The organism is Alsobacter sp. P4_H11, assembly GCF_056400925.1.
The window spans coordinates 63875-90499 of sequence record NZ_JBFUKI010000016.1 but is presented as its reverse complement, the minus strand read 5'-3'; the positions used below and the strand labels follow the sequence as shown (position 1 = coordinate 90499).

The window sequence follows — 26625 nt, the reverse complement described above, 5'->3', positions numbered from 1 at the left end:
CTCCTTCCTCGTGGCCGCTCCTTGTGGGCAGCAACCGCGAGGGTGTTAAGGTGGCCGCGTCCACGGCCCCACCATAGTGTGGGGCGGGCGGGCTGACTGCCTGACTTAGGGTCGGCTGAGGCTGTTACCCCTCGAACCCGCCGTCCGGCCGCTCCGGAAAGGCCTCCCGGGAGGGTGGGTCCGGTATCCCCACCCGCGCAGGCGCCGCGCCCCGACCCCGCAACGGACCGCTCCGGAAGCGCCCCCTCCCTGGGTCGAGAGTAGGTGGAAGGTGCAGAAAACGGGGTGGACTGTCAAGGATTATTTTCATATTACGGGCGCGTTCCCTCTCCCCCTGGGAGAGGGGCAGGGGTGAGGGTGGTCCGACTTGCCGCCATCCCGTGACGCTCGCGTTGCCCCCGCGCCCTCACCCCTGCCCCTCTCCCGCAAGCGGGAGAGGGACGCGCACCACGATGCAGCCGCCTCGCCGTCATTGCGAGCGCAGCGAAGCAATCCAGGTGATTGGGAGCAGCCCCCGCACCGGGCGTAGCGCCCGGCATCAGCTGGATTGCTTCGCTGACGCTCGCAATGACGGAGAAATGCAGGGGTTCCCGGCGCCCTCACCCCTGTCCCTCTCCCGCAAGCGGGAGAGGGACGCGCACCACGATGCAGCCGCCTCGCCGTCATTGCGAGCGCAGCGAAGCAATGCAGGCGGTTGGGGGTGACCCCGACGCCGGGCCTCCTGCCCAGCATCAGCTGGATTGCTTCGCCTCCGGCTCGCAATGACGGCGGGGCGTCCGTGGTTGCGGATCATCCCCGTAGGCCAGGCGCCGCCCGCGAGGAACCGCCCGGCTTAGGCCCGGGTTGTGCGCCAACGAGGCGGCCCGATTGGGGCGCGCAGGATGGAGACCACACATGGCCAGGCAGGCGATCCCGATGGCGGAGCTGAAGCGTATCGTCACGGCCGAACTCGACCGGGCGCTCGGGGCCAAGGGCACGGTGACCAACGTCCAGATCGAGCACGCCGGCGGCGAGACGTGGCGGGTCGTGGAGGTGGATTCGGACGCCGAGAAGCCCGCTCTCGACGCCATCGCGAGCACGGTGCTGCCGAAGCTGCATGGCGAATGGGGCCTCCAGGCCGATTGATCGCCTCGCTGCAGCGCAGCGACGACGGGGCCTTTCCAACCCATAAAAGTCAGCTATACTGACCTATACGCAAGTCGTACCGGAGACGTCCCTCAGCGGCCCTGAAGGGACCCCCAGCGCCAGCATGGCGTTGATGCGCAAAAGCGTGGACGATCTGGAGGACAATCCATGTCGGTTCTGCCGGTCTCGCTGCGCGACGTTTCCCTCGACGACAAATACGACCTCGGCAAGGAGCGCGTCTTTCTGACGGGCACGCAGGCGATCGTGCGCCTGCTGATGATGCAGCATGAGCGCGACAAGCGGGCCGGGCTCAACACGGCGGGCTTCGTCTCCGGCTATCGCGGCTCGCCGCTCGGCGCGCTGGACCAGAACCTCCTGCGCGCCAGGAAGCAGCTCGAAGCCGCGCAGGTGCGCTTCCAGCCCGGCCTGAACGAGGAACTCGCCGCGACCGCCTGCTGGGGAACCCAGCAGGCCGAGATGCGCGGCGAAGGCAAATACGACGGCGTGTTCTCGCTCTGGTACGGCAAGGGTCCCGGCGTCGACCGCTCGGGCGACGTGTTTCGCCACGCCAACATGGCCGGCAGCTCGCGCCACGGCGGCGTGCTCGCCCTGATGGGCGACGACCACACGGCCGAATCATCCACCACCGCGCACCAGTCCGAATTCCACTTCGTCGACGTCATGATCCCGATCCTGAACCCGGCCGGGGTGCAGGAGATCCTCGACTACGGCCTCTATGGCTGGGCGATGAGCCGCTTCTGCGGAACCTGGGTGGCCTTCAAGGGCATGAAGGACACGGTGGAGTCGACCGCCGTGATCGACGGCTCGCTCGACCGCGTCCAGATCGTCACGCCCGAATTCGAGATGCCGCCCGGCGGCCTCAACATACGCCCCGGCGACGGCATCCTCGACATGGAGGCCCGCCTCCAGGACTACAAGCGCGACGCCATGCTGGCTTTCGTGCGCGCCAACAAGCTCAACCGGATGATCTTTTCCGGTGGCCGCAATCCCAAGATCGGCGTCATCACGGTCGGCAAGAGCTATCTCGACGTCCGGCAGGCGCTGGACGACCTCGGCATCGACGAGGTGCGGGCCAACGACATCGGCCTCAGGCTGTTCAAGATCGCCTGCCCCTGGCCCATCGACGCGCATGAGCTGATGGACTTCGTCCGCGGCCTCGACGTCGTGATGGTCGTGGAGGAGAAGCGCTCCCTCATCGAGGTGCAGGTCCGCGAGGAGCTTTACGGCACCGCCAACCAGCCGATCTGCATCGGCAAGAAGGACGAGACCGGGAAGTGGCTCTTCCCCGTGAAGGGCGCGCTGGACCCCAACGACATCGCGGTGGCGCTGGGCGAGCGGCTGCTCAAATACCACGCCAGCGAGGAGCTGGCCGGCCGCGTGCGCCGCCTGAAGCAGGCGCAGGAGACGCTGGCCGAGACCAAGGACGTCTCCACCCGCACGCCCTATTTCTGCTCGGGCTGCCCGCACAACACCTCCACCAAGGTGCCGGAGGGCATGCGCGCCTATGCGGGAATCGGCTGCCACTACATGGTGCAGTGGATGGACCGCTCCACCGACGGCTTCACCCAGATGGGCGGCGAGGGCGCCAACTGGGTCGGCGAGGCCGCCTTTTCCAAGCGCGGCCACGTGTTCCAGAACCTGGGCGACGGCACCTACAACCACTCGGGCGTCCTGGCGCTGCGCTTCGCGATCGCGTCCAAGACGACCATGACGTACAAGATCCTCTTCAACGACGCGGTCGCGATGACGGGCGGCCAGCGGCACGAGGGCGAGCTCACGGTCGACATGATCGCCCGGCAGGTCGCCGCCGAGGGCGTCGAGCGCATCGCGCTGGTGTCGGACGAGCCCGAGAAATACCCGCGCGACGGCGCGTTCTGGCCCAAGGGCCTCTCCTTCCACCATCGCGACGACCTTGATGCGGTGCAGCGCGAGCTGGCCGAGCGGCAGGGCGTGTCGGTGATGATCTACGACCAGACCTGCGCGTCCGAGAAGCGCCGCCGCCGCAAGAGGGGCGAGTATCCGGACCCGGACAAGCGCGTGTTCATCAACACCCGCGTGTGCGAGGGCTGCGGAGATTGCAGCGTCCAGTCGAACTGCGTCGCCGTGCAGCCGGTGGAGACCGAGTTCGGCCGCAAGCGGCAGATCGACCAGTCGAACTGCAACAAGGATTTCTCCTGCCTGAAGGGCTTCTGCCCGTCCTTCGTCACCGTCGAGGGCGCGAGCATCCGCAAGGCCAAGCCCGCCTCGGGCGCGGACGCCGACTGGGGCGCGCTGCCCGAGCCGACGCTGCCGGCGCTGGACAGGCCCTATGCGGTGATCGTCACCGGCGTGGGCGGCACCGGCGTGGTCACCATCGGGGCGATCCTCGGCATGGCGGCGCATCTGGAGGGCAAGGGCTGCGGCATGATTGACATGGCCGGCCTCGCCCAGAAGGGCGGCGCGGTCTACAGCCACGTGAAGCTCGCGCCCCGGCCGGAGGACATCCACTCCATCCGGGTCTCGGCCGGCGACGCCGACCTGGTGCTCGGCTGCGACATCTCGGTCACCGGCACCCGCAAGGTGCTGGCGGCCGTGAAGCAGGGCGAGACCGCCATGGTGGTGAACACCGCCGAGGTGATGCCGGGCGACTTCGCCCGCAACCCGGACTTCTCGCTGCCGGCCGAGCGCGTGAAGCGCGCCGTGCTGACGGCGGCGGGGCGCGACAACGTCAGCTTCGTCAACGCCACCCAGATCGCCACCGCGCTCACCGGCAACGCCATCGCGGGCAACATGTTCATGCTGGGCTACGCCTGGCAGCTCGGCAAGGTGCCGCTCTCGGCGCAGTCGCTGGAGCGCGCCATCGAGCTCAATGGCGAAGCCGTGGCGATGAACAAGGCGGCCTTCGAATGGGGCCGCCGCTACGGCGTCGATCCCGCCCGCGTGACCGCTCTTGTGGCGCCGCGCGAGGCCCCGGCGGCTGACCGGGTGATCTCGGCATCGCTGGACGAAACGCTGGCGCGCCGCGTGGAATCGCTCACCGCCTATCAGAGCAAGCGCTATGCGAAGCGCTACGCCGGTTGGGTGGCGCGGGTGCGGGAGGCCGAGGGTAAAGCCGTCCCGGGCTCGACGGTTCTCACCGAGGCGGTGGCGCGTGCGCTCTACAAGCTCATGGCCATCAAGGACGAGTACGAGGTGGCGCGCCTCTATGCGGATGGCGAGTTCCTGAAGAGCCTGCGGGCGCAGTTCGACGGAGACCTGAAGCTCTCCTTCCACCTCGCGCCGCCGATCCTCGGCCGCAAGGATGCGCAGGGCCGGCCGAAGAAGACGACCTTCGGCCCCTGGATGCTGAAGGCCTTCGGCGTCCTCTCTTCGCTGCGCGGGCTGCGCGGCACCCCGCTCGACGTGTTCGGCTACACGGACGAGCGCCGCATGGAGCGCCGGCTGCTGGCCGATTACGAGGCGCTGCTGCCGGAACTGCTGGCGAAGCTGGAGCCCGCCAACCTCGCGCTCGCGACCGCCATCGCGTCGCTCCCGCAGAAGATGCGCGGCTATGGCTACGTGAAGGACGGCAACGTCGAGAAGGCCAAGGCCGAGGAAACCGCCCTGCTGGCGCAGTTCCGCGCCGGACCGCCCGTGCAGGCCATCGCGGCGGAGTGAAGGCTCCTTTGGACCGCGAGCCTCCAGGCTCGCTGCCAGGCGCGCAACTCTCTCCTTCATCCCCGGCGACCTGCGCAGCAGGTCGGGAAGGGGATCCAGGGGCAAAGGCGCTCACCTCTGAATCCCCTTCCCGACGCTTCGCGTCGCCGGGGATGACAGCCCTGTTTTGGGCGCGAGCCCCGAACCGATCGCCGCATCGGTGCACGGGGGCTAGTGCATTTGCGCACGCTCGTACTGGCGTTTTCGGCGCGAATATCCGCATTGCTGCACCAAAGTCGAGCTTGTGTCCGGCTTCCGTCCGGATAACCTTCCCACATAGCAGCTGTGCGAAACGCACATGCCGAAGACGGCCAAAAGGCCGCGCGCCGTGACCGGATGGGAGCCCCATCCGCCTGGGAGGATTGAAGGATGGCCGCCGCGTCCATGCGCGACGACACGTTTCCGAAGCTGCTGATCCGCAACGCGCAGACGCGCGGCTCGCGGCCCGCGGTCCGTCACAAGGATCTCGGAATCTGGCAGACCTGGACCTGGGCGGAGGTCCACGACCTGTGCCGCGCCTATGCGGCGGCGCTTCATGCGCTCGGCCTGCAGAAGGGCGAGACGATCGCGATCGTGGGCTCCAACCGCCCGCGCCTCTACTGGTCGATGATGGCCGCCCAGATGCTGGGCGCGATCCCGGTGCCGGTCTATGCCGACAGCGTCGCGGACGAGATGGCGTATGTGCTGGCGCATGCGGACGTGAAGCTCGCCGCCGTGCAGGACCAGGAGCAGGTCGACAAGCTCCTTTCCATCGCGGACCGCCTGCCCAATCTCCGGCACGTGCTCTACGACGAGGACCGCGGCCTGCGCGACTACGACCACACGCGCCTGCACGCCATCGACGCGCTGCTGCGCACCGGCGCGGAGCCCCTGCGCACGGACGCCGGCGCGGCGCTCGACGCCGCCATTGCGGCCGGCAAGGGCGCGGACCTCGGCGTCATCCTCTACACGTCCGGCACCACCGGCCGCCCCAAGGGCGTGATGCTGAGCTACGACAACGTGCTGATCTCGGCCCGCAACGGCTGCCTGTTCGACAAGCTGGACGAGACCGAGGAAACGATCGCGTATCTGCCGCTCGCCTGGGTGGGCGACCACATCTTCAGCTACGCGCAATCGCTGGTGGCGGGCTTCTGCGTGAACTGCCCGGAAAGCCCCGAGACCGTCGTGGAGGACCGCCGCGAGATCGGCACCACCTACGCGTTCGCGCCGCCGCGCGTATACGAGAACCTGCTCACCCTCACGATGGTCCGCATGGAGGACGCCGCGCCGTTCAAGCGCCGGCTGTTCCACTATTTCCTCGATGTCGCCAAGCGGGTCGGCGAGCCCATCCTGAACGGCGAGACCGTCTCGGCCAAGGACCGGCTGCTCTACGGGCTGGGCGAGATGCTGGTCTACGGCCCGCTCAAGAACCGCTTCGGCTTCTCGCGCATCAAGGTGGCCTACACGGCCGGCGAGGCCATCGGCCCTGAGATCTTCCGCTTCTTCCGCTCGCTCGGCATCAACCTGAAGCAGCTCTACGGGCAGACCGAAGCGGCCGTCTACGTCACCATGCAGCCTGACGCAGAGATCCGCGCCGACACGGTCGGCCGGCCCGCGCCCGACGTGGAGGTCCGCATCGCCGAGAACGGCGAGGTGATGTTCCGATCGCCGGGCGTGTTCCTGGCCTACTACAAGGACCCGGAGGCGACCGCCAAGACCAAGACGCCGGACGGCTGGGTGCATTCGGGCGACGCCGGCTTCTTCGACGCCACCGGCCACCTCAAGATCATCGATCGCGCCAAGGACGTCGGCAAGATGCGCGACGGATCGCTGTTCCCGCCCAAATATGTCGAGAACAAGCTGAAGTTCTATTCCAACATCAAGGAGGTCGTGGCCTTCGGCGACGGCCAGGACTACGTGTCCTGCTTCATCAACATCGACCTGACGGCGGTCGGCAACTGGGCCGAGCGCAACAACATCGTCTACGCGTCCTACCAGGAGCTGGCCGGCCACCCACAGGTCTACGAGATGATCGCCCGCCACGTGGACGAGGTGAACCGCTCCCTCGCGGTGGAGCCCATGATGGGCGGCGCGCAGGTGCGGCGCTTCCTGATCCTCCACAAGGAGCTCGACGCCGACGACGGCGAGCTCACCCGCACCCAGAAGGTGCGGCGCGGCTTCATCGCCGAGCGCTACGCGCCGCTGGTGACCGCCCTTTATGACGGCTCGCCTGAGGCCGACATCCGGACGGAGGTCACATTCGAGGACGGCCGCAAGGGCGTGATCGCGGCGCGCGTGAAGATCCGCGACTGCGCCGCCCACCCGGTCGCCGCCCCCGCCTCCGCCATGGAGCGCGCCGCATGAGGGCGCCGGGATCTGAAAAAGGCGTTGCGGCCGGCGACGTGCTGCTGGCGGTCGACAACGTCTCGCTGAACTTCGGCGGCGTGAAGGCCATCACGGATGTGAGCTTTGACATCCGCAAGGGCGAGATCCGCGCCATCATCGGCCCCAACGGCGCCGGCAAGACGTCGATGCTCAATGTCATCAACGGCTTCTACCACCCGCAGCAGGGTCGCATCACTTATCGGGGCGAGACCCGCCAGAAGATGCGCCCCTATGTGGCGGCCTCGCAGGGCATCTCGCGCACCTTCCAGAACGTGGCCCTCTTCAAGGGCATGTCGACGCTCGACAACATCATGGCGGGCCGCACGCTCAAGATGCAGGGCTCGTTTTTCTGGCAGCTGTTCCGGCACGGGCCGGCCATGCGCGAGGAGATCGAGCACCGCAAGGTCGTGGAGGAGATCATCGACTTCCTCGAGATCCAGGCCATCCGCAAGACGCCGGTCGGCAAGCTGCCCTACGGGTTGCAGAAGCGCGTCGAACTCGGCCGGGCGCTCGCGATGGAGCCGGATCTCCTGCTGCTCGACGAGCCCATGGCGGGCATGAACCTCGAGGAAAAAGAGGACATGTCGCGCTTCATCATCGACGTGAACAACCAGTACGGCACCACCATCGCGCTGATCGAGCACGACATCGGCGTCGTCATGGACCTCTCCGACCGCATCGTGGTGCTCGAATACGGCCGCAAGATCGCGGACGGCACGCCCGACCAGGTGAAAACCGACCAGACCGTGATCGACGCCTATCTGGGCGTGCCGCATTGAGGGGGATCGCGGTGTTCTGTTCTAACCCACCATGGCCGTCATCCCCGGCCGGAGCGGCGCAGCCGCGTAGGGGAAGGGGATCCAGGGCCGCCGCGCGCACCCCTGGATTCCCTTCCCTGCCTGCTGCGCAGGCCGCCGGGGATGACCGCGAGGGGACCAAAGCCGTTGGGCCCAGACCTGAGTCCCCTCATCCTGAGGAGCATCGCCCCTTGGCGATGCGTCTCGAAGGACGAGGGACTCCAGTGTGTGACCACGATTGCGCGCACTGGACCCCTCGTCCTTCGAAACGCCATGCTGTCGCATGGCTCCTCAGGATGAGGGGCGTCGGGCGAACAAACAGACAGGCTTTCGGCAGGAGGGCGCTCCATCCTCGGTCAGGCTCTGAGGAACAGCCCTCATGAACATCCTCTACGCGCTCTTCGTCGATCCCTGGGTGCAGATGGGGCAGGCGCCGGACCTGCTCGTGCAGACGCTGTGGGAGGGCCTCGTCTCGGGCGTGCTCTACGCCCTGATCGCGCTCGGCTTCGTGCTGATCTTCAAGGCCTCGGGCGTGTTCAATTTCGCCCAGGGCATCATGGTGGTGTTCGCCGCGCTGACGCTGGTGGGCTTCCACGAGATGGGCGTGCCGGCCTTCCTCGCGCTGGCGCTGGCCGTCGGGGTGATGTTCCTGCTGGCCGTCACGGTGGAGCGCGTGGTGCTGCGCCCGCTGGTGAACCAGCCCGACATCATCCTGTTCATGGCGACTTTCGGCATCACCTATGTGCTGATCGGCCTCGGCGAGCTCATCTTCGGCGGCAACCCGAAGCGCATGATCACCGAGCAGCTCTACCTGCCCAAGGGGGCGGTGGAGTTCAAGATCCTGGGCGGCTTCGTCAGCCTGCAGAAGATCGACATCGCGGCCGCGATCATCGCCGCCCTGATGATCGCCGTGCTGGCGTTCTTTTTCCAGAAAACCCGTATCGGCCGGGCGCTGCGCGCCGTGGCTGACAGCCACAAGGCGGCGCTTTCGGTCGGCATCTCGCTGAACCAAATCTGGGCCATCGTGTGGTTCACGGCCGGCATCGTCGCGCTGGTCACCGGCATCATGTGGGGGGCGCGCTCGGAAGTGTCCTTCGCCCTGCAGGTGATCGCCCTCAAGGCGCTGCCGGTGCTGATCCTGGGCGGCTTCACCTCCGTGCCGGGGGCCATCGTGGGCGGCCTCATCATCGGCATCGGCGAGAAGCTCGGCGAATTCTACTGGGGGCCGCTGGTGGGCGGCGGCATCGAGAGCTGGCTCGCCTATTTCATCGCCCTCGCCTTCCTGCTGTTCCGGCCGCAAGGCCTGTTCGGCGAGAAGATCATCGAACGCATCTGAGGAGCGGCCGTGTTCTATCGCGAAGCAGGCCAGTACAAGACGAGCTACGCCGCCGACATGGCCGTGTTCCCGATCCGGCAGGACCGGATCGGCCTGACCGTGATCCTGTTCGCCGCCTTCGTGCTCATCCCGGCCTTCGGCAACCAGTTCTTTCTGTCGAGCGTGATGATCCCCACGCTGGTGTTTGCGCTGGCGGCGATCGGGCTCAACATCCTCACCGGCTACACGGGCCTGATCTCTCTCGGCACCGCGGCCTTCATGGGGGTGGGCGCCTACGCCTGCTACAAGCTCACGACCTGGTTCCCGGGCGTGAACATCATCGTCTGGATCATCGCGTCCGGCTTCGTATCGGCCTTCGTGGGGGCGATGTTCGGCCTGCCGAGCCTGCGCATCAAGGGCTTCTACCTCGTGGTCGCCACGCTGGCGGCGCAGTTCTTTCTCCAGTGGTGCTTCGGCCGCATCCCCTGGCTGGTGAACTACAACACCTCGGGGGCGATCGAAGCCCCGGAGCGGTTCCTGTTCGGCATCCCGATCACGGGCGCGAACGCGACGCCGGAGGCGCGCTACCTCGTGGTGCTCGGCGTGGTTGCGCTGATGACGTGGTTCGCCTCCAACCTCGTGCATGGCCGCGTCGGCCGCGCCTGGATGGCGGTGCGCGACATGGACATCGCGGCCGAGCTGATGGGCATCCGCCTGCTCACCACCAAGCTGCTCGCCTTCGCGGTGTCGTCCTTCTACTGCGGCGTGTCCGGCGCCCTGATGGTGTTCCTCTGGTACGGCAGCGCCGAACCGGAGGTCTTTGTCATCAACCAGTCCTTCCTGATCCTCTTCATGGTGATCATCGGCGGCCTGGGCAGCCTCGTCGGCTCCTTCATGGGCGCGGCGCTGATCTACATGCTGCCGATCGTGCTGCGGCTGCTGCCGGCCGCGCTCGGCGTCCCGATCGCGGCCGCGACCGTAGAGCATCTCCAGTTCATCATCGTGGGCGTGCTCATCATCGTGTTCCTGATCGCCGAGCCGCACGGCCTCGCCCGGCTGTGGCAGACCGGAAAACAGAAGCTTCGTATCTGGCCGTTCCCCTACTAGGGCGCGGCGAAGTCGAGGCGGGTGATAATCCCGCCAAGCGGGCGAAGAACCCGCCGGGTCGTAACGTTCGTGGCCGCGAGGCCCGAACATCGAGGGAGAGAAACGATGACCAAGAGAAAGACGGGTACGGCCCGCCGGGCGCTCGCCGCCGCGGCGCTGTTCGGCGCCGCCGCGCTGGGCCTCGCCTCCACGGCGCAGGAGGCGGCCGCCCAGGAAGGCGTCTACGTGCCGCTCTTCACCTACCGCACCGGCCCCTTCGCGGGCTCCGGCATCCCGATCGCGGACGGCATGCGTGACTACCTCACCATGCTCAACGAGCGCGACGGCGGCATCGGCGGCGTCAAGATCGTGCTCGACGAGTGCGAGACCGGCTACGACACCAAGAAGGGCCTGGAGTGCTACGACGCCGTGAAGGGCAAGAAGCCCGTCCTCGTCAATCCCTGGTCCACCGGCATCACGTTGCCGCTAATCCCCAAGGCCTCGGTCGACAAGATCCCGATTCTCTCCATGGCGTATGGCCTGTCGGCCTCGGCGCGCGGCGACATCTTCCCCTGGGTGTTCAACCCGCCGGACACCTATTGGGACGGCCTCGGCATCATCCTGCGTTACATCGGCCAGCAGGAAGGCGGCATCGAGAAGCTCAAGGGCAAGAAGATCGGCTACATCTATTTCGACGGCGGCTTCGGCAAGGAGCCGATCCCGCTCTTCGAGCAGATGGCCAAGGATTTCGGCTTCGAGCTGAAGCTCTATCCGGTCGCTCCCGGCGACATGCAGAACCAGTCATCCCAGTGGCTCTCGGTGCGGCGTGACCGGCCGGAATACATGGTGATGTACGGCTGGGGCGCGATGAACCCGACCGCCATCAAGGAAGCCGCCAAGATCAACTACCCGATGGAGAAGTTCGTCTCGATCTGGTGGCCGGGCGAGGACGACATCAAGGGCACCGACGGCGCCAAGGGCTTCAAGATGATCAACTGGCACGGGATCGGAACCGATTTCCCGGCGCTGAAGGACATCCAGAAGCACGTCGTCGACAAGGGCCTCAGCAAGGCCAACAAGGATAAGGTCGGCGAGCTGCTCTACAACCGCGGCGTCTACAACTCGCTGTTGATCGCCGAGGGCATCGCGCAGGCCCAGAAGATCACCGGCAAGAAGATGGTGGACGGCGCCGACGTTCGCCGCGGGCTCGAGAACATCAACCTCGACGAGGCGCGCCTGAAGGAGCTCGGCCTCGCCGGGTTCACGGGCACGCTGAAGCTCACCTGCGACAACCACAACGGCCACCGCCCCGCCTTCATCCAGCAATGGGACGGCGCCAAGTGGGTGAAGATCTCCGACCCGATCGAGCCCATGGCCGACAAGGTGAAGCCCGCGCTCGACGCCGCCGCGCAGGACTACGCCGAAAAGAACGCCGGCTGGCCCAAGCGCACGGAGCCCTGCGACAAGGCTTCGTGACAAGCCGCAGGCGGACTCCCCTCCCCTTGTGGGGAGGGGCTGGGGGTGGGGGTTGCACCAAACCAAAATGGGACGCGCTTGACCTCTCGCCTTCATCGCCATCGAGAGACCCCCACCCCTGACCCCTCCCCACAAGGGGGAGGGGAATTGAACGGGAACATGTCGCCATGACGATCGTCGACGCCGCGCAGAATCTTCCTCATCCCTCCGCCGCCGCGGAGACGATCCTGGCCGTCAACAACATCGAGGTGGTCTACGACCACGTGATCCTGGTGCTGAAGGGCGTCTCGCTGACGGTGCCCAAGGGCGGCATCGTCGCCATCCTGGGCGCCAACGGGGCGGGCAAGACCACGACCCTGAAGGCGATCTCCAACCTGCTCCACGCCGAGCGCGGCGAGGTCACCAAGGGCACGGTGGAGTTCGAGGGCAAGCGCGTCGACAAGCTCACGCCCAACGACCTCGTGCGGCGCGGCTGCATCCAGGTGATGGAGGGCCGCCACTGCTTCGGCCACCTCACCATCGACGAGAACCTCCTCACCGGCGCCTTCACGCGCCGCGACGGCAATGCCGCCATCAAGCGCGACATGGAGCTGATCTACGACTACTTCCCGCGCCTGCGGCAGCGGAAGGGCTCCATGGCGGGCTACACCTCGGGCGGCGAGCAGCAGATGTGCGCCATTGGCCGCGCCATGATGTCCCGCCCCAAGATGATCCTGCTCGACGAGCCCTCCATGGGCCTCGCTCCGCAGGTCGTGGAGGAGATCTTCGAGATCGTGCGCACGCTGAACCAGAAGGAGGGCGTCAGCTTTCTCCTCGCCGAGCAGAACACCAACATCGCGCTGCGCTACGCCACCTATGGCTACATCCTGGAGACCGGCCGCGTCGTGATGGACGGCGCCGCGGACGCTCTGCGCGAGAACGAGGACGTCAAGGAATTTTACCTCGGCGTCGCCGGCGCCGACCGCAAGAGCTTCCGCGACGTGAAGAGCTACAAGCGCCGCAAGCGCTGGCTGGCGTGACGGAACGAGAGGGTTCGATGTCCGACCACTACGACGCCCTGGAAACCCGCTCACCGGCCGAGCGCGAGGCGGATCAATTCTCGCGCCTGCCGCAGGTCGTCGCCAAGGCTCTCACCGCCCCGGGCTGGGCGGCGCATCTTGGCGCGGTGGACCCCGCGACGGTCACCAGTCGCGCCGCGCTGGCCAAGCTGCCGGTGCTGCGCAAGTCCGAGCTGCCTGGCCGCCAGAAGGCGGACCCACCCTTCGCGGGCTTCCTGGCCGAGCCGATCGGCGCCTTCGGGCGCATCTTTGCGTCCCCCGGCCCAATCTTCGAGCCGGAGGGCCAGGGCCCGGATCCGTGGCGCGCCGCGCGGGCGATCCATGCGGCAGGCTTTCGCGCCGGCGACATCGTCCTGAACACGTTCAGCTACCACCTCGTGCCGGGCGGGTTCATTCTCGACAGCGGCGCCCGCGCGCTGGGCTGCCCGGTGATCCCGGCCGGGCCGGGGAATACCGAACAGCAGCTCGACGTGATCGAGCACCTGCGTCCAGCCGCCTATACGGGCACGCCGGACTTCCTCAAGATCCTGCTCGACAAGGCCGCCGAGGGCGGCCGCGACGCGTCCTCGATCCGCAAGGCGCTGGTGTCGGGCGCGGCTTTCCCGCCGTCGCTGCGGGATCATCTCCGAAGCCGGGGCGTGGAGGCCTACCAGGCCTACGCGACGGCCGACGTGGGCGTGATCGCGTATGAGACGCTGGCGCGCGAAGGGCTGGTGGTGAGCGAGGAGTTCATCCTCGAGATCGTGCGGCCCGGCACTGGCGATCCCGTGCCGGACGGCGAGGTCGGCGAGTTGCTGGTCACGTCGCTGGATCCCCACCATCCGGTGATACGCCTCGCGCTGGGCGACCTTTCGGCCGTGCTGGCCGGCCCCTCCCCGTGCGGCCGCACCGGCATGCGCATCAAGGGCTGGATGGGCCGCGCCGACCAGACCGCCAAGGTGAAGGGCCTCTTCGTGCGCCCCGAGCAGATCGCCGAGGTGGCGAAACGCCACCCGGAGATCGCGCGGCTGCGCGCCGTCGTAACGCGCGAGAACGAGCAGGACGTGTTCACCGTCAAGGGCGAGACCGCGACCTGCTCGGATGCGCTCGTGGGCGCGCTGGGCGAAAGCGTGCAGGCGTTCACGAAGCTGCGCGCCCGGATCGAGCTCGTCGCGCCGGGCAGCCTTCCCAATGACGGCAAGGTGATCGCGGACGAGCGCCCGGTGGGCTGATCCCTTCTCCCCCGACAGGGGAGAAGGTGGCCGAGCGAAGCGAGGTCGGATGAGGGGATTCTCCGCTATTTGAAGCCTGCCATCTCCCCTCATCCGGCGCTGCGCGGCGCCTTCTCCCCGTTTCGGGGAGAAGGGTTTGCGCCTCTCCCATTGACGCGGAGGCGTTCGCTTGATTTGAACTGCCGCTTTCCGGCGGCCGCCGGCGTCACATCCGGGTGGCGCGGCCGTGATAGGACGCCGTTTCGACCACCAGGAGGTTCCCCATCGTGACCACGCACCCCGTGCACGGCCGCATCAATGGCCCCATCGTGATGATCGGCTTCGGCTCGATCGGCCGCGGCACGCTGCCGCTCATCGAGCGCCATTTCGAGTTCGACAAGTCGAAGCTCACGGTGATCGACCCGGTCGATACGGATCGGGCGCTGCTCGACAAGCACGGCGTGACGTTCCTGCACCAGCCGGTCACGCAGGAGAACTACAAGGCGCTGCTCGGGCCGCTGCTGCAGGCCGGCCCCGGCCAGGGCTTCTGCGTCAACCTCTCGGTCGACACCTCCTCGGTCGACATCATGGAGTTCTGCCGGGAGATCGGCGCGCTCTACATCGACACCGTCGTGGAGCCCTGGGCCGGATTCTACTTCGACTCCAGCAAGGGCCCGGAGAGCCGCTCCAACTACGCGCTGCGCGAGACGCTGCTGGACGCGCGCCGCCGCAACCCGGGCGGCCCCACGGCCGTGTCGACCTGCGGGGCCAACCCCGGCATGGTCTCCTGGTTCGTCAAGCAGGCGCTGTTGAACCTTAAGGCCGACACCGGCCTCGCGGGCGAAGAGCCGACCACCAAGGACGGCTGGGCGAAGCTCGCCCAGGCCCTGGGCGTCAAGGGCATCCACATCGCCGAGCGCGACACGCAGCGCGCCAAGCAGCCGAAGCCCCGCCAGGTTTTCGTCAACACATGGTCTGTCGAGGGCTTCGTGTCCGAAGGCCTGCAGCCGGCCGAGCTCGGCTGGGGCACGCATGAGAAATGGATGCCCGAGAACGGCCGCACCCACCAGACCGGCTGCGGCGCGGCGATCTACCTCCTGCAGCCCGGCGCCAACACGCGCGTCCGCTCCTGGACGCCGACCGCGCAGGCCCAGTACGGCTTCCTGGTGACGCACAACGAGTCGATCTCAATCGCCGACTACCTGACGGTGCGGGACGCCGGCGGGAAGGCCGTGTATCGGCCGACCTGCCACTACGCCTACCATCCGTGCGACGACGCCGTGCTGTCGCTGCACGAGATGTTCGGCCAGGAAGGCGTGCGCCAGCCCGAGTGGAAGATCCTGGACGAGAACGAGATCGTCGACGGCATCGACGAGCTCGGCGTGCTGCTCTACGGCCACGGCAAGAACGCCTATTGGTACGGCTCGCAGCTCTCCGTCGAGGAAACCCGCCGGATCGCGCCTTACCAGAACGCCACCGGCCTGCAGGTGTCCTCGGCCGTTCTGGCCGGCATGGTGTGGGCGCTGGAGAACCCGAACGCCGGCATCGTCGAGGCCGACGACATGGACTTCCGCCGCTGCCTCGAAGTGCAGACGCCCTATCTCGGCCCAGTCGTGGGCGTCTACACGGACTGGACGCCGCTGGTGAACCGCCCGGGCCTGTTCCCGGAGGACATCGACACGGCCGATCCCTGGCAGTTCCGCAACGTGCTGGTGCGGTAGGAAATGCGATAGGAGCGTTGGCTGCGCGTAATCGAGGCGCAGCCAACGGGTTTGCAGTTCCGACTGTCAGTTTCCCCGTTCGTAGGAAAGGACTTCATCGAATACGGTGATCGTCACCATGACCTGAAGCGGCTCGCTCCAGTCGACATGAAGATAGAATTCAACACCGCCAGGTTCGCCAGCCTCACCGTGAACACCGATGTTTGTAACATAAACATTTGCAGCGCCGAGATGGGTACGCCCAAGTGCAGAATCGCCCGATTCTTGTAATTTATATTCAGCCGCAGTAACGAGAACTGCTGAGCGTTTCGAAATAATGTCCCAATTGAAATTTGCGCGAATCCGTCCATGGACTGATCGATACATCACATGAAGAGATCTGGACATGCTTCTTGCCCCCCGCTCTAAGTGTCCAATCAACATGAAGCACTGAGGATACAACCGTCTAGCTGCTAGGGATTGCAAAAAGCGGCGACTTACATTGTTTCTTTCGGAAGCGACAGCCTCACCTTCCCGCCCCGTCGCCGACGCCTGAAGGGCGTCGCGGCGAGGCGGATCAGGCCGTAGCTCGCCAGAAAACCTAAGCCGGCCGCGACCGCGCCTTCGGCCGTGACCGGGACCGCCGGCTCGAAGGTCTGGAAGGCGCCGCGCATCACAAGCGTGTCGGAGTCGCGCGCCAACACGGCGACGCGGCCAAACGGGCCGGCGTCGCGCATCCGCTCCCGTTGTCGCTCCAGGGCGGCGAGCCTTTGCTCCGTGAAGGCGAGATCCTTGCCGCGCGCCTGCGCCAGGCTGTCAGGATTGCCCTGCAGCCGCGCGATGGCGTCGGGGCGGGCTAATTGCACCGCGCGCGCATCCGCGTCGAACCGGCTGAGCGCGCCCTGCAGCTCATCGATCGCGCCGCCGAGGCGCTGGCGGTATTGTTGTCCGAATTCCGGGATCTGCGAGCCCGCGACCGCGCCGAGAAGGCCAATCGCGAACGCCAGGGTGCGCGACAGCATCGGGGCCCCGCTTCATTGCAGCGGGAAACGTCTCAGCCGGGCACGCGTTCCGGCGCGACCGACTTGACCTCGACCGCAGGCGCAAGACTGCGGACGCGCGCGAGCGTGAGCTGAAGGTCTCGCTTGGTGAGGCACGGCAGACATAACGTCCGATGGTCGCGCAGCCGCACCCGCACGGTCAGCCGGTCCTTCAGGTAGGCGTGGCCCTCGACCAGAACCAGCGCGAGCACCGAAATCCCGAGCACGGTGCGGAACATGGAGCCGCACATCACCATCGTCACCAAGGTTAGGGCGACAACCAGGTAGGTCTGAAGCTCGATGCGGTAACCACCCTCGACCGCCACGATGGACGCCGGTGAAATCGGGTGACCCCCAATCTTGATACCCTGCACGCTGAAATCCCCCTGCTCCATGGGGAATTCAATACTCATCGAATTTGAACAAAGATTTACAAGATACTGGACTCAACCAGTGAAGGACTTTGCAACCATAGGCTGTGTTATTGTGACGAGGCTGCCGGCGATCTTCACCGCCCTGGTCTTTTCCCCGGCGCGCATCACCAGCACCACGGTCTCCAGCCCCGGGCAGGCCGGATCGGCGCATTCGATTTCGCTGATCGTGACCTGGTCGCCCTCGCGCAGCCCGAGCGCGGCGACGACCCAGGCGCGCACGCGCGCGACATCCTCGGGATCGGGCTTGGGCCTTCGGAAGCGATCGAGGAGCCCGGCGAGCATTATCAGGCCGGCAGCGTCAGCACGCCGGCCGCACCGCCATCCGTGCCGAACAGCAGCTGCTTGCCGCGCCGGTCCCACGCCAGCGCGGTCACCGCGCCGTTGTCGGGGTCTCCCTTGCGCACCAGCAGCTCGGCGGCGTCGTTGAGGCGCACGAGCAGGATGAAACCGTCCTCGTAGCCGATCGCCAGCACCAGCGCGCCGGGGTGGAACGCCACGCGCGACACCTTGGCGGGCCGCACGCCGCACTCGCGCGGCGGCTTGCCCATGGGGCCTTCCTTGGACGAGAACGGCCACACGATGGCGGCGTCCGCGCCCGACGTCGCCAGCCACGCGCCGTCGTGCGACCACGCGAAGGAGCGCGTCTTCGACGGGTAGCCGGACATCCGCATGTCGGCCTTCTCGGGCAGGCGCCAGCCATGCAGGGAATTCTCCTGCATGGACGACACCACGAAGCGCCCGTCCGCCGACCAGGTCACGTCGAGATGCGATCCCTTCCACTCCAGCCGCTCGGGCGCCGCCTCGGTGTTGGGAAACCACAGGCTCACGCCGTTGTAGTGGCTCACCGCCAGCCGGTAGCCCTTGGGGGCGAAGCACAGCCCCTGCGGCGTGCTGGGGGCGGTCCAGGTCTTGACCCGGCCCTTGTCGTCGCGCGCCGAAACGGTCTTGTTCGCCGACCACGCCACCGCGCCGCTCGGGCTGAGCGCCAGGGCGTCGATCCAGCGGCCCTTTTCGTCCGCGATCTGCTCCGACCTGCCATCCGGCGTGGTCCGCACAACGCGCCCGTCGTCCCCGCCCGTCACGATCGCGGCGCCATCCGCCGCCGCCGTCAGGATGCCGGCGGCCGGATGCGCCTCGACGCGCTGCGCCACGCCCTCGCCGTGGATCAGGAGGATGCCGCCGTCGGCCAGCGCCAGCACGGGCGTCTGCTTGAGATAGGCGGCCGCCACCACATGGTCGCCGGCGGCGTGCTCGGTGACGAACTGGGTGAGGCTGGTGATGGTGGGCGGTGCTGAGGACATGCCGTGTGTTTAGCCTCCGGAGAGCGGGAGGAGAAGCCTCGAAACACCTGCTCCCGCGCCCTTGCGCTCGCTCGACGCTACGGTGACCGCCGCGTCGCCCCGCGGCCGTCATCCCCGGCCGGAGCCGCGCAGCGGCGGAGGGGAAGGGGATCCAGTGGCCATGGCAGAAGCGGCGCAAGGCCCCCCTGGATCCCCTTCCCGGCCTGCTACGCAGGCCGCCGGGGATGACGGCGACAATTGTATTCTACGCCGCGCAGGCGAGCGCGCCGGCGCGGATCATCTCCTGGTCCAGGTCGCGGCCGATGAACACCAGCCGGGACTGGCGCTCCTCGCCGGCCTTCCAGTCACGCTGCAGGTCGCCGTCCAGGATCATGTGCACGCCCTGGAACACGAAGCGCTTGGGCTCGTCCTTGAAAGCCAGGATGCCCTTGGAGCGCAGGATCTTAGGCCCCTCGCGCTGGGTCAGGTCGTTGATCCACGGCATGAACTTCTCGGGATCGACCTCGCCGAGCTTGATGGACACCGACTGCATGTGCTCGTCGTGATAGTGCTTTAGGCCGCCGCCATGGTCATGGTCGCAGCCGGGCCCGCACTCGTGGTCATGCGCGTGGTCGTGATCATGGTGGTGATGGCCGTCGCCTTCCTCCAGGAAGGCGGGCTCGATCTCGAGGATGCGATCCAGATCGAAGGCGTTCCGGCCCAGCACCGCGTCCAGCGGCACGGCGGCGCGCTGCGTCTTGTGCAGCACCGCGTAAGGGTTGATGGCGCGGATGCGGGCCTCGACCTCGGCGAGCTCCTCGGCCGAGACCAGATCCGTCTTGTTGAGGATGATCACGTCCGCGAAGGCGATCTGGTTCTTCGCCTCGGGGGCGTCCTTGAGGCGCTCGGTCAGCCACTTGGCGTCGGCGACCGTCACGACGGCGTCGAGCCGGGCCTTGTCGGAGACGTCCTGGTCGACAAAGAAGGTCTGCGCCACCGGGGCCGGATCGGCGAGGCCGGTCGTCTCCACGATGATGGCGTCGAACTTGCCGCGCCGCTTCATCAGCCCCTCGATGATGCGGATCAGGTCGCCGCGAACGGTGCAGCAGATGCAGCCGTTGTTCATCTCGAACACTTCCTCGTCGGCCCCGACCACGAGGTCGTTGTCGATGCCGATCTCGCCGAACTCGTTGACGATCACGGCGTATTTCTTGCCGTGCTGCTCGGTGAGGATGCGGTTGAGAAGCGTCGTCTTGCCGGCGCCCAGATAGCCGGTGAGCACCGTGACGGGGATCTTGTCGGACATGGTCGTGAACTCTCGCGAACGGGTGGGCGGATCTCGGACGAGCGGAAGCGGGCGACGGTCAGCTCGAAAGGGCCGCGCTCAGCTCCCTTATATTGTTTCGCATCATGTCGATGTAAGTCCCCGCGGGGCCGCCCTGCTCGGAAAGCGCATCGGAGTAGAGCCGGCCGCCCACGCGGGCGCCGCTCTCCTTGGCGATGCGCTGCATCAGGCGCGGGTCGGATACGTTCTCGAGGAACACGGCAGGGGCCTTCTCGGCCCGAATTTGCCGGATGATGCGCGCCACGTCGGCCGCCGAGGCTTCCGACTCGGTGGAGACGCCCTGCGAGGCGATGAATGTCACCCCATAGGCCCGGCCGAAATACCCGAAGGCGTCATGCGTCGTGATGATGCGCCGGCGTTCGGCCGGGATGCGCGCCACCGCGGCCCGGATCTCGGCGTCGAGCGCGTCGAGCTGCGCCAGATAGGCGGTGGCGCGCGCCTCGTAGTCGGGCCGGCCCTCAGGATCGGCCGCCACGAGCCCGTCGCGGATCGCCGCCACGTAGAGCCTGGCGTTGGCGACGTCCTGCCACGCATGCGGATCGGCCGCGTGGGCGTGGGTCGCCTTGCCGGCCGGCTCCTCGCCGGCGATAGGCGCGACCGCCGCCGCGGCCGTGACCACCGCGCCTTTGGCGCCGGAAGCTTTCACCAGCCGGGCGATCCAGCCTTCCAGGCCGAGGCCGTTAACGACGATCAGCCGCGCGCCCGACACCGTCTTCGCGTCCGCGGGCGTCGGCTGGTAGACATGCGCGTCGCCGTTGGGGCCCACCAGCGTCGCCGCCTGCACCCGGTCGCCGCCAACCTGCCGGACGAAATCGGCCAGGATGGAGAAGCTCGCCACCACGGGCAGCTTGGGGGCGGTTTGCGCCCGGGCGCCCGGCGCGAAGCCAGCCAGGCCGGCCGCCAGGGCCAGGGTCAGAACGGAACGACGTACGAGCATGGGGGCTCCTCAGGCTTCGAGATGCCGCCGGGGCAGGAGGCGCGGCAGCCAGCCCCGCTCCGTCCCGAACAGCAGCGAGAACAGGTAGGCGACGCCCGCCGCCAGGATGATGGTCGGCCCGCTCGGCAGGCCCAGATGGTAGGAGGCGAGCAGCCCGGCGAGCCCGGACAGGATCCCGATCCCGGTCGCGACGCCGATCAGGCCGGTGACGTCGCGCGTCCAGAACCGCGCCGCGATGGCGGGCAGCATCATGATGCCCACGGCCAGCAGCGTTCCGAGCGCGTGGAAACCGGCTACGAGGTTCAGCACCACAAGCCCGAGAAACGCCAGATGCGTCACCCCGCCCATGCGGCTCACGGACCGCAGGAAGCCCGGGTCCACGCTCTCCATCACGAGCGGCCGGAACAGCGCCGCCAGCGCCAGCACGGTGACGGACGCGATGCCGGCCAGCAGCAGCAGCGTGGCGTCGTCCAGCGCCAGCACGGTGCCGAACAGCACGTGCAGCAGGTCGATGCTGGTGCCGCGCACCGAGACGAGCGTCACGCCCAGCGCCAGCGACAGGAGGTAGAAGGCCGCCAAAGAGGCGTCCTCCTCCAGCGCGGTGGTGCGCGCCACCGCGCCGGCCAGCAGCGCCACCGCGAGGCCGGCCGCCAGCCCGCCCACCGTCATCCAGCCCAGCGACAGCCCGGTGAGCAGGTAGGCGGTGGCCGCGCCCGGCAGGATCGCGTGCGCCATGGCGTCGCCCACGAGGCTCATCCGGCGCAGCATCAGGAACACGCCGAGCGGCCCGGCCCCCAGCGAGAGCGCGACCGATCCGGCCAGCGCGCGGCGCATGAACTCGAATTCCACGAAGGGAGCGATCAGGGCGTCATACAACACGAGCGTCTCCCGCCCGCCTGCCGGCGGGTCGTCGTCGAACGGAACTGAACTCGATGCTACGCGGCGCGCGAACAGCGCTCGGCGGCGCGGTCCGGCGCCTCCAGCATGCGGCGCGCCTTCAGGAGGTTGTCGGGCGTCAGCACGTCGGCGGTCGCCCCCCAGGCCACGGCCTCGCGGGCGACCAGCAGGGTCTGCGGAAACACGGATTTCACGACCTCGAAGTCGTGCAGCACCGCCACCACGGTGCGCTCCTCGGCGTGCCAGCGGCGCACGAGGTCGAGCAGGTCGGCCGCCGTCTTGGCGTCGATGGCGGTGAGCGGTTCGTCCAGCAGGATCACGCCGGCGTCCTGAAGCAGCAGGCGGGCGAACAAGGCGCGCTGCATCTGCCCGCCCGAGAGCGCCCCGATGGCGCGATCCTCGAAGCCCGTGAGCCCGACCGCCGCGATGGCGTGCTCGATCGCGGCGCGATCCTGGCGGCCGACGCCGCCGAGCCAGCCGGTGCGCCGCCACAGGCCCATCGACACCACGTCATAGACGCTGATCGGGAACTTGCGGTCCACGTCCGCCGCCTGCGGCAGGTAGGCGATGCGGGTCGCCTTGCGGTCGAGCCCCACCGAGCCCGACAACGGCGCGAGCGCGCCCGCGATGCCCTTCAGCAGCGTCGACTTGCCGGCGCCGTTCGGCCCCACGATGGCGAGCAACTCGCCCGAGCGGACCTCGCCGTCGAGGTGATGCACCACGGGGTGGCGGTCATAGCCGAGCGTCAGGTCGTTGAAGCGGATCGCGCTCATCAGCCCACCGCCCAGAACACGAGCGCCCAGATCAACGCCACCACCACGCCGGCGCCCACCAGCCGCTGCCCGACCGAAAGACGGAGCAACGAGAACGGCGCGTGAGCAGGCTGAGGATGAGGATGGGCGTGGGCCACCGGGGGGAACTCCAGCCGGGCGGAGGGGACCGGCTCAGGGCTCAAGTGTTACAACATAACACTCAGGCCGCGCAAGCGGGATGTTATGTTGTAACGTTTCGGCCGTGGCGTGGTTCGCGGTTGGCCCGAGCGCCGACCTTGGGTCTTGGCTCGACTGGTGAACCCTTACCGCGGGATCCAAAGCCACAATCCCCTCATCCTGAGGAGCATCGCCCCTTGGCGATGCGTCTCGAAGGACGAGGGACTCCAGCATGTAAGACAGATGGAGCACACTGGATTCCTCGTCCTTCGAGACGCCATGCGAAGGCGCATGTCTCCTCAGGATGAGGGGCATTGAGCAAACGTCAAAACCAGTGGCTGCCTCAGAACGGGTGGTACTGATACAGCCAGGTCTCGCTCAGCACTTCGTCGCCGTGCTTGAGGTAGAGCCGCATCTCCACCGGGTCCTTGCCGTCCACCGTGAAGTCGAACTGCGCGCGCCAGTGGCCCGGGATCTCGTTCGGCACCGCTTCGGTGTAGACATAGGAGAACTGCCCGCGCGAGGCCGACAGCACCGCCTCGGGCTTGGTGCCGAAGGGCAGCTTCGACAGGACGTCGCCCTTGAACTCCACCATGAACTTGCGCACGCCCTTGGGGCGGGGCTGGCCCGGCTGGCCGCCATTGCCGAGGCGCGTCGCCATGCAGCGCGCCAGCGGCGACGGGTAGGGCTCGTCCGCCAGCCAGTGGAGGCGGTACCGGTAGTCGTAGGTCTTGCCGGCCGCGGTCGGGTCCTTGGGCACCCACATGGCCACGATGTTGTCGTGGATCTCGTCGTCGGTCGGGATCTCGGTGAGCTGGATCGCGCCCTCGCCCCAGTCGCCCAGCGGCTCCACCCAGGCGGTCGGGCGAAGCTGGTACTTCACGCCGTCCTGATAATTCTCGAAATTGCGGTCGCGCTGGCACAGGCCGAAGCCGCGCGGCGCCTGGTCGACGAAGCTCGACACCATGATGCGGCTCGGATTGTTGAGCGGCCGCCAGAAGTGCTCGCCCTTGCCGTTCCAAACCGCCAGGCCGTCCGAATCGTGGATCTCGGGTCGCCAGTCGATCGCGGTCGGCTTCACGGTCTCGGAGAACCAATACATGGAGGTGAGCGGCGCCATGCCCATGCGCTCCACCGGCTTGCGCAGGTTCAGGCTGGCGTCGATGTCCATCACCACGCCCTTGCCGCGCCGCATGGCGAAGCGGTAGGCGCCGGTGAGGCTCGGGCTGTCCATCAGGGCGTTGACGATCACGGGGTCGTTCTCGGTCGGCGCGGGCTCGAACCAGAACGAGATGAAGTCCGGGAATTCCTCCGGGCTCGCGGTGCCGGGTCCGAGCGCCAGGCCGCGCGCCGACAGGCCGACCTGGCCGAGCTCGCCCACCGCGCGGAAATACGAGGCGCCCAGGAAGGTCGCCCACGGCTCCGCCTTCTTCCAGCCGGCGTCGTTGCGGCTCTCGTGCACCCAGAACCCCGCGAAGGCGGAAGGCTCGGGCCCAAGCTTGCGGGCGACGTGGTCCGGCCCGCCCATGAACAGGTTCGGGTTGTAGTTGATCTCCCGCGAGGCGCCCTTCTCGATCAGGTGCATGCGCACCGTCTTCTGGAAGTAGAGGCCGACGTGCTGAAAGCTGAGCGGGTAGACGCTGCCGCCCTCGCCCCAGAGCGCGTTTTCGAGCTTGAAGCGCAGCTTGCCATGCGCGTCGTAGTCGATCTGCCGCACGATCTCGGGATCGGGACGCGGCGGGCTCTCATAGGGCTTGGCCGCGAGCTCCTTCGCCTGGCGTTTCAGGCCCTCCCAGCTGAAGGGCTCGGCCGGCCCGAACGCGAGGCCATCGGCCTTCTGCGCCTGCGCGGGGCCCACCCCGAGCGCGGCTGCGGTCTGGATGGCGGCGGTGAGTTGAAGAAACGTCCGACGATCAAGGCTCATGGGGCAGCCATATTGGGCGAAGCCGGCGGTTCCGCAACGGGCCGGCGACGCTCGGTGGGAGGAAAATCGCGGGAGTCATCCCGCAGCATCGTGGCCGAAAGACGCCGGACGAGCGTGCGGCCGCACACCCGCCAACCTGGACCCGACGATTATTCGGCCTTCCAGGGAAACGTCCAGGTCTCCGTCAGGGCGCGCCCGCCAGACCGCAGGAAGGCGCGAAGATCGGCAGTCTGCCCCTTCTCGAGCTGCACGTCGATGCCCGCGCGGAAGCCCTCGGTCTTCGGGTTCGGCACCAGGAAGGTTCGCACGATGCGGCCGGCCGAAGCGGACGGCACGATCTGCACCTTCTCGGGATCATTGAGGTAGTAGCCGAGGTCGCCGCCCGCGAAATCGATGATGAATCGCCGCGAGCCCGGCGCCGGAGGCTCCGGCGCGCCCAGCGCCCGCGCGGAGGTCTGCCAGGTGTTGTAGGCCGCGCCGCCGCTATGGAGCTTGTAGTCGTCCGTCACGGCCGTGATGCGATAGCCCCAGCTGAGGCTCTGGCCCGGCTCCGGCACGGCGTTCGGCGTCCAGTAGGCGACGACGTTGTCGTTGGTCTCGTCGCCGGTCGGGATCTCGATCAGCTCGATGCGGCCCTCGCCCCAGTTGCCGCGCGGCTCCACCCAGTAGCTCGGGCGCGCCTCGTAGCCGAGGTCGATGTCCTGGTAATGCTCGAAGGTGCGGTCGCGCTGCATCAGCCCGAAGCCGCGCGGATTGGCGTCCATGAAGCCCGAGAAGCTGATCTCCTTGGGGTTGCGCAGCGGCCGCCACAGCCACTCGCCCGCGCCGGTATGCATCAGCAGCCCGTCCGAATCATGCAGCTCGGGCCGGAAGTCGTCGTTGAAGCGGCGGTCGTTCTCGCCCACGAAAAACATCGAGGTCAGCGGCGCGATGCCGATGCGCTCGATCCGCTTGCGCGGGAAGAGCTGCATGGAGACGTCCACCACCGTCTCGTTCGACGGGTAGACGAAGAACTGGTAGGCGCCCGTCAGCGACGGCCCGTCCAGCAGCGCATAGATCACGGCGCGGTCCGAATCGGGGCCCGGCTGCTCGATCCAGAACTCCCGGAACACCGGGAACTCCTCCGTCTCCTTCGCCCCCACCCCGATCGCGAGCCCGCGCGCCGACAGGCCGTAGCGCTGCTTGCGGCCGAGGAACCGAAAATAGCTCGCGCCCAGAAACGAGATCAGCTCGTCCTGCACGCGCGGATCGTTCAGCGGGTAATGCAGGCGAAAGCCCGCGAAGCCGAGATTGACCGGCAGGTTTCCGAGCTTGTTGCGGCCATAGTCGAACAGGGACGCAGAATAGGGCGCGGGCGCGCTGACGCCGTCGCGGATCACGTTCACCACCACCGGGCGGTTGAACAGGAACCCCGGGTGGAACATGTGCATGCGGAACTGGCCGCCATTGCCGCCCAGCAAGGACTTGTCCGGCCGAAAGCGGATGTCGCGGTAGCTGTCATAGTCCAGCTTGGCGAGCGACTCGGGCAGCGGCGGCGGATTGGCGTCGTATGGCGCGCCCGACAGGTCGCGCGCCCGGCGGATCACGTCGTCGAAGCCGAACCGCGGCTGGTTCGGCTGGGGCCCGGGCGACGCCGGGGCCGGCTGGGCCTGGGCCGGGCGAGCCGCCAGGATGGCGGCCCCGAGGCCGCCGAGCCGGGCGATGAAGTGACGACGGGAGAGGGGCATCTGGCGAGAACTCTGAGGCGGGACAAACGAGCGAGAACGGGCGGCGAAAACAGGGCCGGAACCCTGCATCCGGACCGCGGAACCGGGCTCCTGCGCGGCCATGCCGGCCGGCTCTGGCCGGCTGCAGCTGGAAGCTCGTCCCCACGGTGCTCTTCCTTTCCCAATATCAGAGACTTAGCCCCCCTGTCAGCAATTTGCGGAGAGCCGAAAAAAACTATTGCGGAGGGGGGCGAACGTCCCTATGTATCCCCTCGCCCAATTACGCACGTGCCTGTGGTCGCGTGCTGGTCGGTGGGCATCCGGAC

General features: G+C 67.7%; 21 protein-coding genes. 10 read left to right on the top strand and 11 right to left on the bottom strand.

What is annotated here, in order from left to right; genetic code table 11:
* Window positions 1–894 precede the first annotated feature (894 nt).
* The 10 genes from AC1DSZ_RS22765 (at window position 895) to AC1DSZ_RS22720 (ending at window position 15828) form a co-directional block, all read left to right on the top strand.
* Window positions 895–1125: a hypothetical protein gene (locus AC1DSZ_RS22765; protein ID WP_476840600.1), complete on the top strand. Its 231-nt coding sequence runs from the start codon at window positions 895–897 to the stop codon at window positions 1123–1125.
* A gap of 168 nt (window positions 1126–1293) precedes the next feature.
* Window positions 1294–4782 (top strand): indolepyruvate ferredoxin oxidoreductase family protein, encoded by a 3489-nt coding sequence (locus AC1DSZ_RS22760; protein ID WP_476840599.1) that lies wholly within the window; start codon window positions 1294–1296, stop codon window positions 4780–4782.
* Between the two features lie 408 nt (window positions 4783–5190).
* Window positions 5191–7164 (top strand): AMP-dependent synthetase/ligase, encoded by a 1974-nt coding sequence (locus tag AC1DSZ_RS22755; protein ID WP_476840598.1) that lies wholly within the window; start codon window positions 5191–5193, stop codon window positions 7162–7164.
* The gene (locus AC1DSZ_RS22750) at window positions 7161–7964 is read left to right on the top strand and encodes an ABC transporter ATP-binding protein (protein ID WP_476840597.1); all 804 of its coding nucleotides are present in this window, start codon (window positions 7161–7163) and stop codon (window positions 7962–7964) included. The genes AC1DSZ_RS22755 and AC1DSZ_RS22750 overlap by 4 nt, the downstream gene beginning before the upstream one ends.
* A 397-nt stretch (window positions 7965–8361) precedes the next feature.
* Window positions 8362–9318 (top strand): branched-chain amino acid ABC transporter permease, encoded by a 957-nt coding sequence (locus tag AC1DSZ_RS22745; protein ID WP_476840596.1) that lies wholly within the window; start codon window positions 8362–8364, stop codon window positions 9316–9318.
* Between the two features lie 9 nt (window positions 9319–9327).
* Window positions 9328–10404: a branched-chain amino acid ABC transporter permease gene (locus AC1DSZ_RS22740; protein WP_476840595.1), complete on the top strand. Its 1077-nt coding sequence runs from the start codon at window positions 9328–9330 to the stop codon at window positions 10402–10404.
* Between the two features lie 105 nt (window positions 10405–10509).
* Complete coding sequence (locus AC1DSZ_RS22735; RefSeq protein WP_476840594.1) at window positions 10510–11859, top strand: ABC transporter substrate-binding protein; 1350 nt, start codon at window positions 10510–10512, stop codon at window positions 11857–11859.
* Between the two features lie 167 nt (window positions 11860–12026).
* Window positions 12027–12878 (top strand): ABC transporter ATP-binding protein, encoded by an 852-nt coding sequence (locus AC1DSZ_RS22730; protein WP_476840593.1) that lies wholly within the window; start codon window positions 12027–12029, stop codon window positions 12876–12878.
* 17 nt (window positions 12879–12895) lie between these two features.
* Complete coding sequence (locus AC1DSZ_RS22725) at window positions 12896–14128, top strand: phenylacetate--CoA ligase family protein (RefSeq protein WP_476840592.1); 1233 nt, start codon at window positions 12896–12898, stop codon at window positions 14126–14128.
* Between the two features lie 311 nt (window positions 14129–14439).
* Window positions 14440–15828 carry a homospermidine synthase gene (locus tag AC1DSZ_RS22720; RefSeq protein ID WP_476840601.1) on the top strand — a complete coding sequence of 463 codons (1389 nt, stop codon included), beginning with the start codon at window positions 14440–14442 and terminating at the stop codon, window positions 15826–15828.
* Window positions 15829–15894: 66 nt separating this feature from the next.
* Here AC1DSZ_RS22720 and AC1DSZ_RS22715 read toward each other — a convergent pair whose 3' ends face one another.
* The 11 genes from AC1DSZ_RS22715 to AC1DSZ_RS22665 form a co-directional block, all read right to left on the bottom strand.
* Window positions 15895–16215, bottom strand: a complete 321-nt coding sequence (locus AC1DSZ_RS22715) for a hypothetical protein (protein ID WP_476840591.1) — start codon at window positions 16213–16215, stop codon at window positions 15895–15897.
* An 89-nt stretch (window positions 16216–16304) separates the two neighbouring features.
* A complete protein-coding gene (locus AC1DSZ_RS22710; RefSeq protein WP_476840590.1) occupies window positions 16305–16829 on the bottom strand; it encodes a DUF2937 family protein in 525 nt (174 codons plus the stop codon).
* A 32-nt stretch (window positions 16830–16861) separates the two neighbouring features.
* Window positions 16862–17221, bottom strand: a complete 360-nt coding sequence (locus AC1DSZ_RS22705; protein WP_476840589.1) for a hypothetical protein — start codon at window positions 17219–17221, stop codon at window positions 16862–16864.
* Window positions 17222–17293: 72 nt separating this feature from the next.
* Window positions 17294–17563 (bottom strand): hypothetical protein, encoded by a 270-nt coding sequence (locus AC1DSZ_RS22700; RefSeq protein WP_476840588.1) that lies wholly within the window; start codon window positions 17561–17563, stop codon window positions 17294–17296.
* A gap of 2 nt (window positions 17564–17565) precedes the next feature.
* A complete protein-coding gene (locus tag AC1DSZ_RS22695) occupies window positions 17566–18582 on the bottom strand; it encodes a WD40 repeat domain-containing protein (RefSeq protein ID WP_476840587.1) in 1017 nt (338 codons plus the stop codon).
* Between the two features lie 244 nt (window positions 18583–18826).
* The gene (locus AC1DSZ_RS22690) at window positions 18827–19867 is read right to left on the bottom strand and encodes a CobW family GTP-binding protein (RefSeq protein ID WP_476840586.1); all 1041 of its coding nucleotides are present in this window, start codon (window positions 19865–19867) and stop codon (window positions 18827–18829) included.
* Between the two features lie 58 nt (window positions 19868–19925).
* Window positions 19926–20843: a metal ABC transporter substrate-binding protein gene (locus AC1DSZ_RS22685; RefSeq protein ID WP_476840585.1), complete on the bottom strand. Its 918-nt coding sequence runs from the start codon at window positions 20841–20843 to the stop codon at window positions 19926–19928.
* A 9-nt stretch (window positions 20844–20852) separates the two neighbouring features.
* The gene (locus AC1DSZ_RS22680; protein WP_476840584.1) at window positions 20853–21722 is read right to left on the bottom strand and encodes a metal ABC transporter permease; all 870 of its coding nucleotides are present in this window, start codon (window positions 21720–21722) and stop codon (window positions 20853–20855) included.
* Between the two features lie 56 nt (window positions 21723–21778).
* Window positions 21779–22513 carry a zinc ABC transporter ATP-binding protein AztA gene (gene aztA, locus AC1DSZ_RS22675; RefSeq protein ID WP_476840583.1) on the bottom strand — a complete coding sequence of 245 codons (735 nt, stop codon included), beginning with the start codon at window positions 22511–22513 and terminating at the stop codon, window positions 21779–21781.
* Window positions 22514–23012: 499 nt separating this feature from the next.
* On the bottom strand, window positions 23013–24593 hold the full coding sequence (locus AC1DSZ_RS22670; RefSeq protein WP_476840582.1) for an OpgD/OpgG family glucan biosynthesis protein: 1581 nt from the start codon (window positions 24591–24593) through the stop codon (window positions 23013–23015).
* A 149-nt stretch (window positions 24594–24742) separates the two neighbouring features.
* Window positions 24743–26320 carry an OpgD/OpgG family glucan biosynthesis protein gene (locus tag AC1DSZ_RS22665; RefSeq protein ID WP_476840581.1) on the bottom strand — a complete coding sequence of 526 codons (1578 nt, stop codon included), beginning with the start codon at window positions 26318–26320 and terminating at the stop codon, window positions 24743–24745.
* Between the last annotated feature and the right edge of the window lie 305 nt (window positions 26321–26625).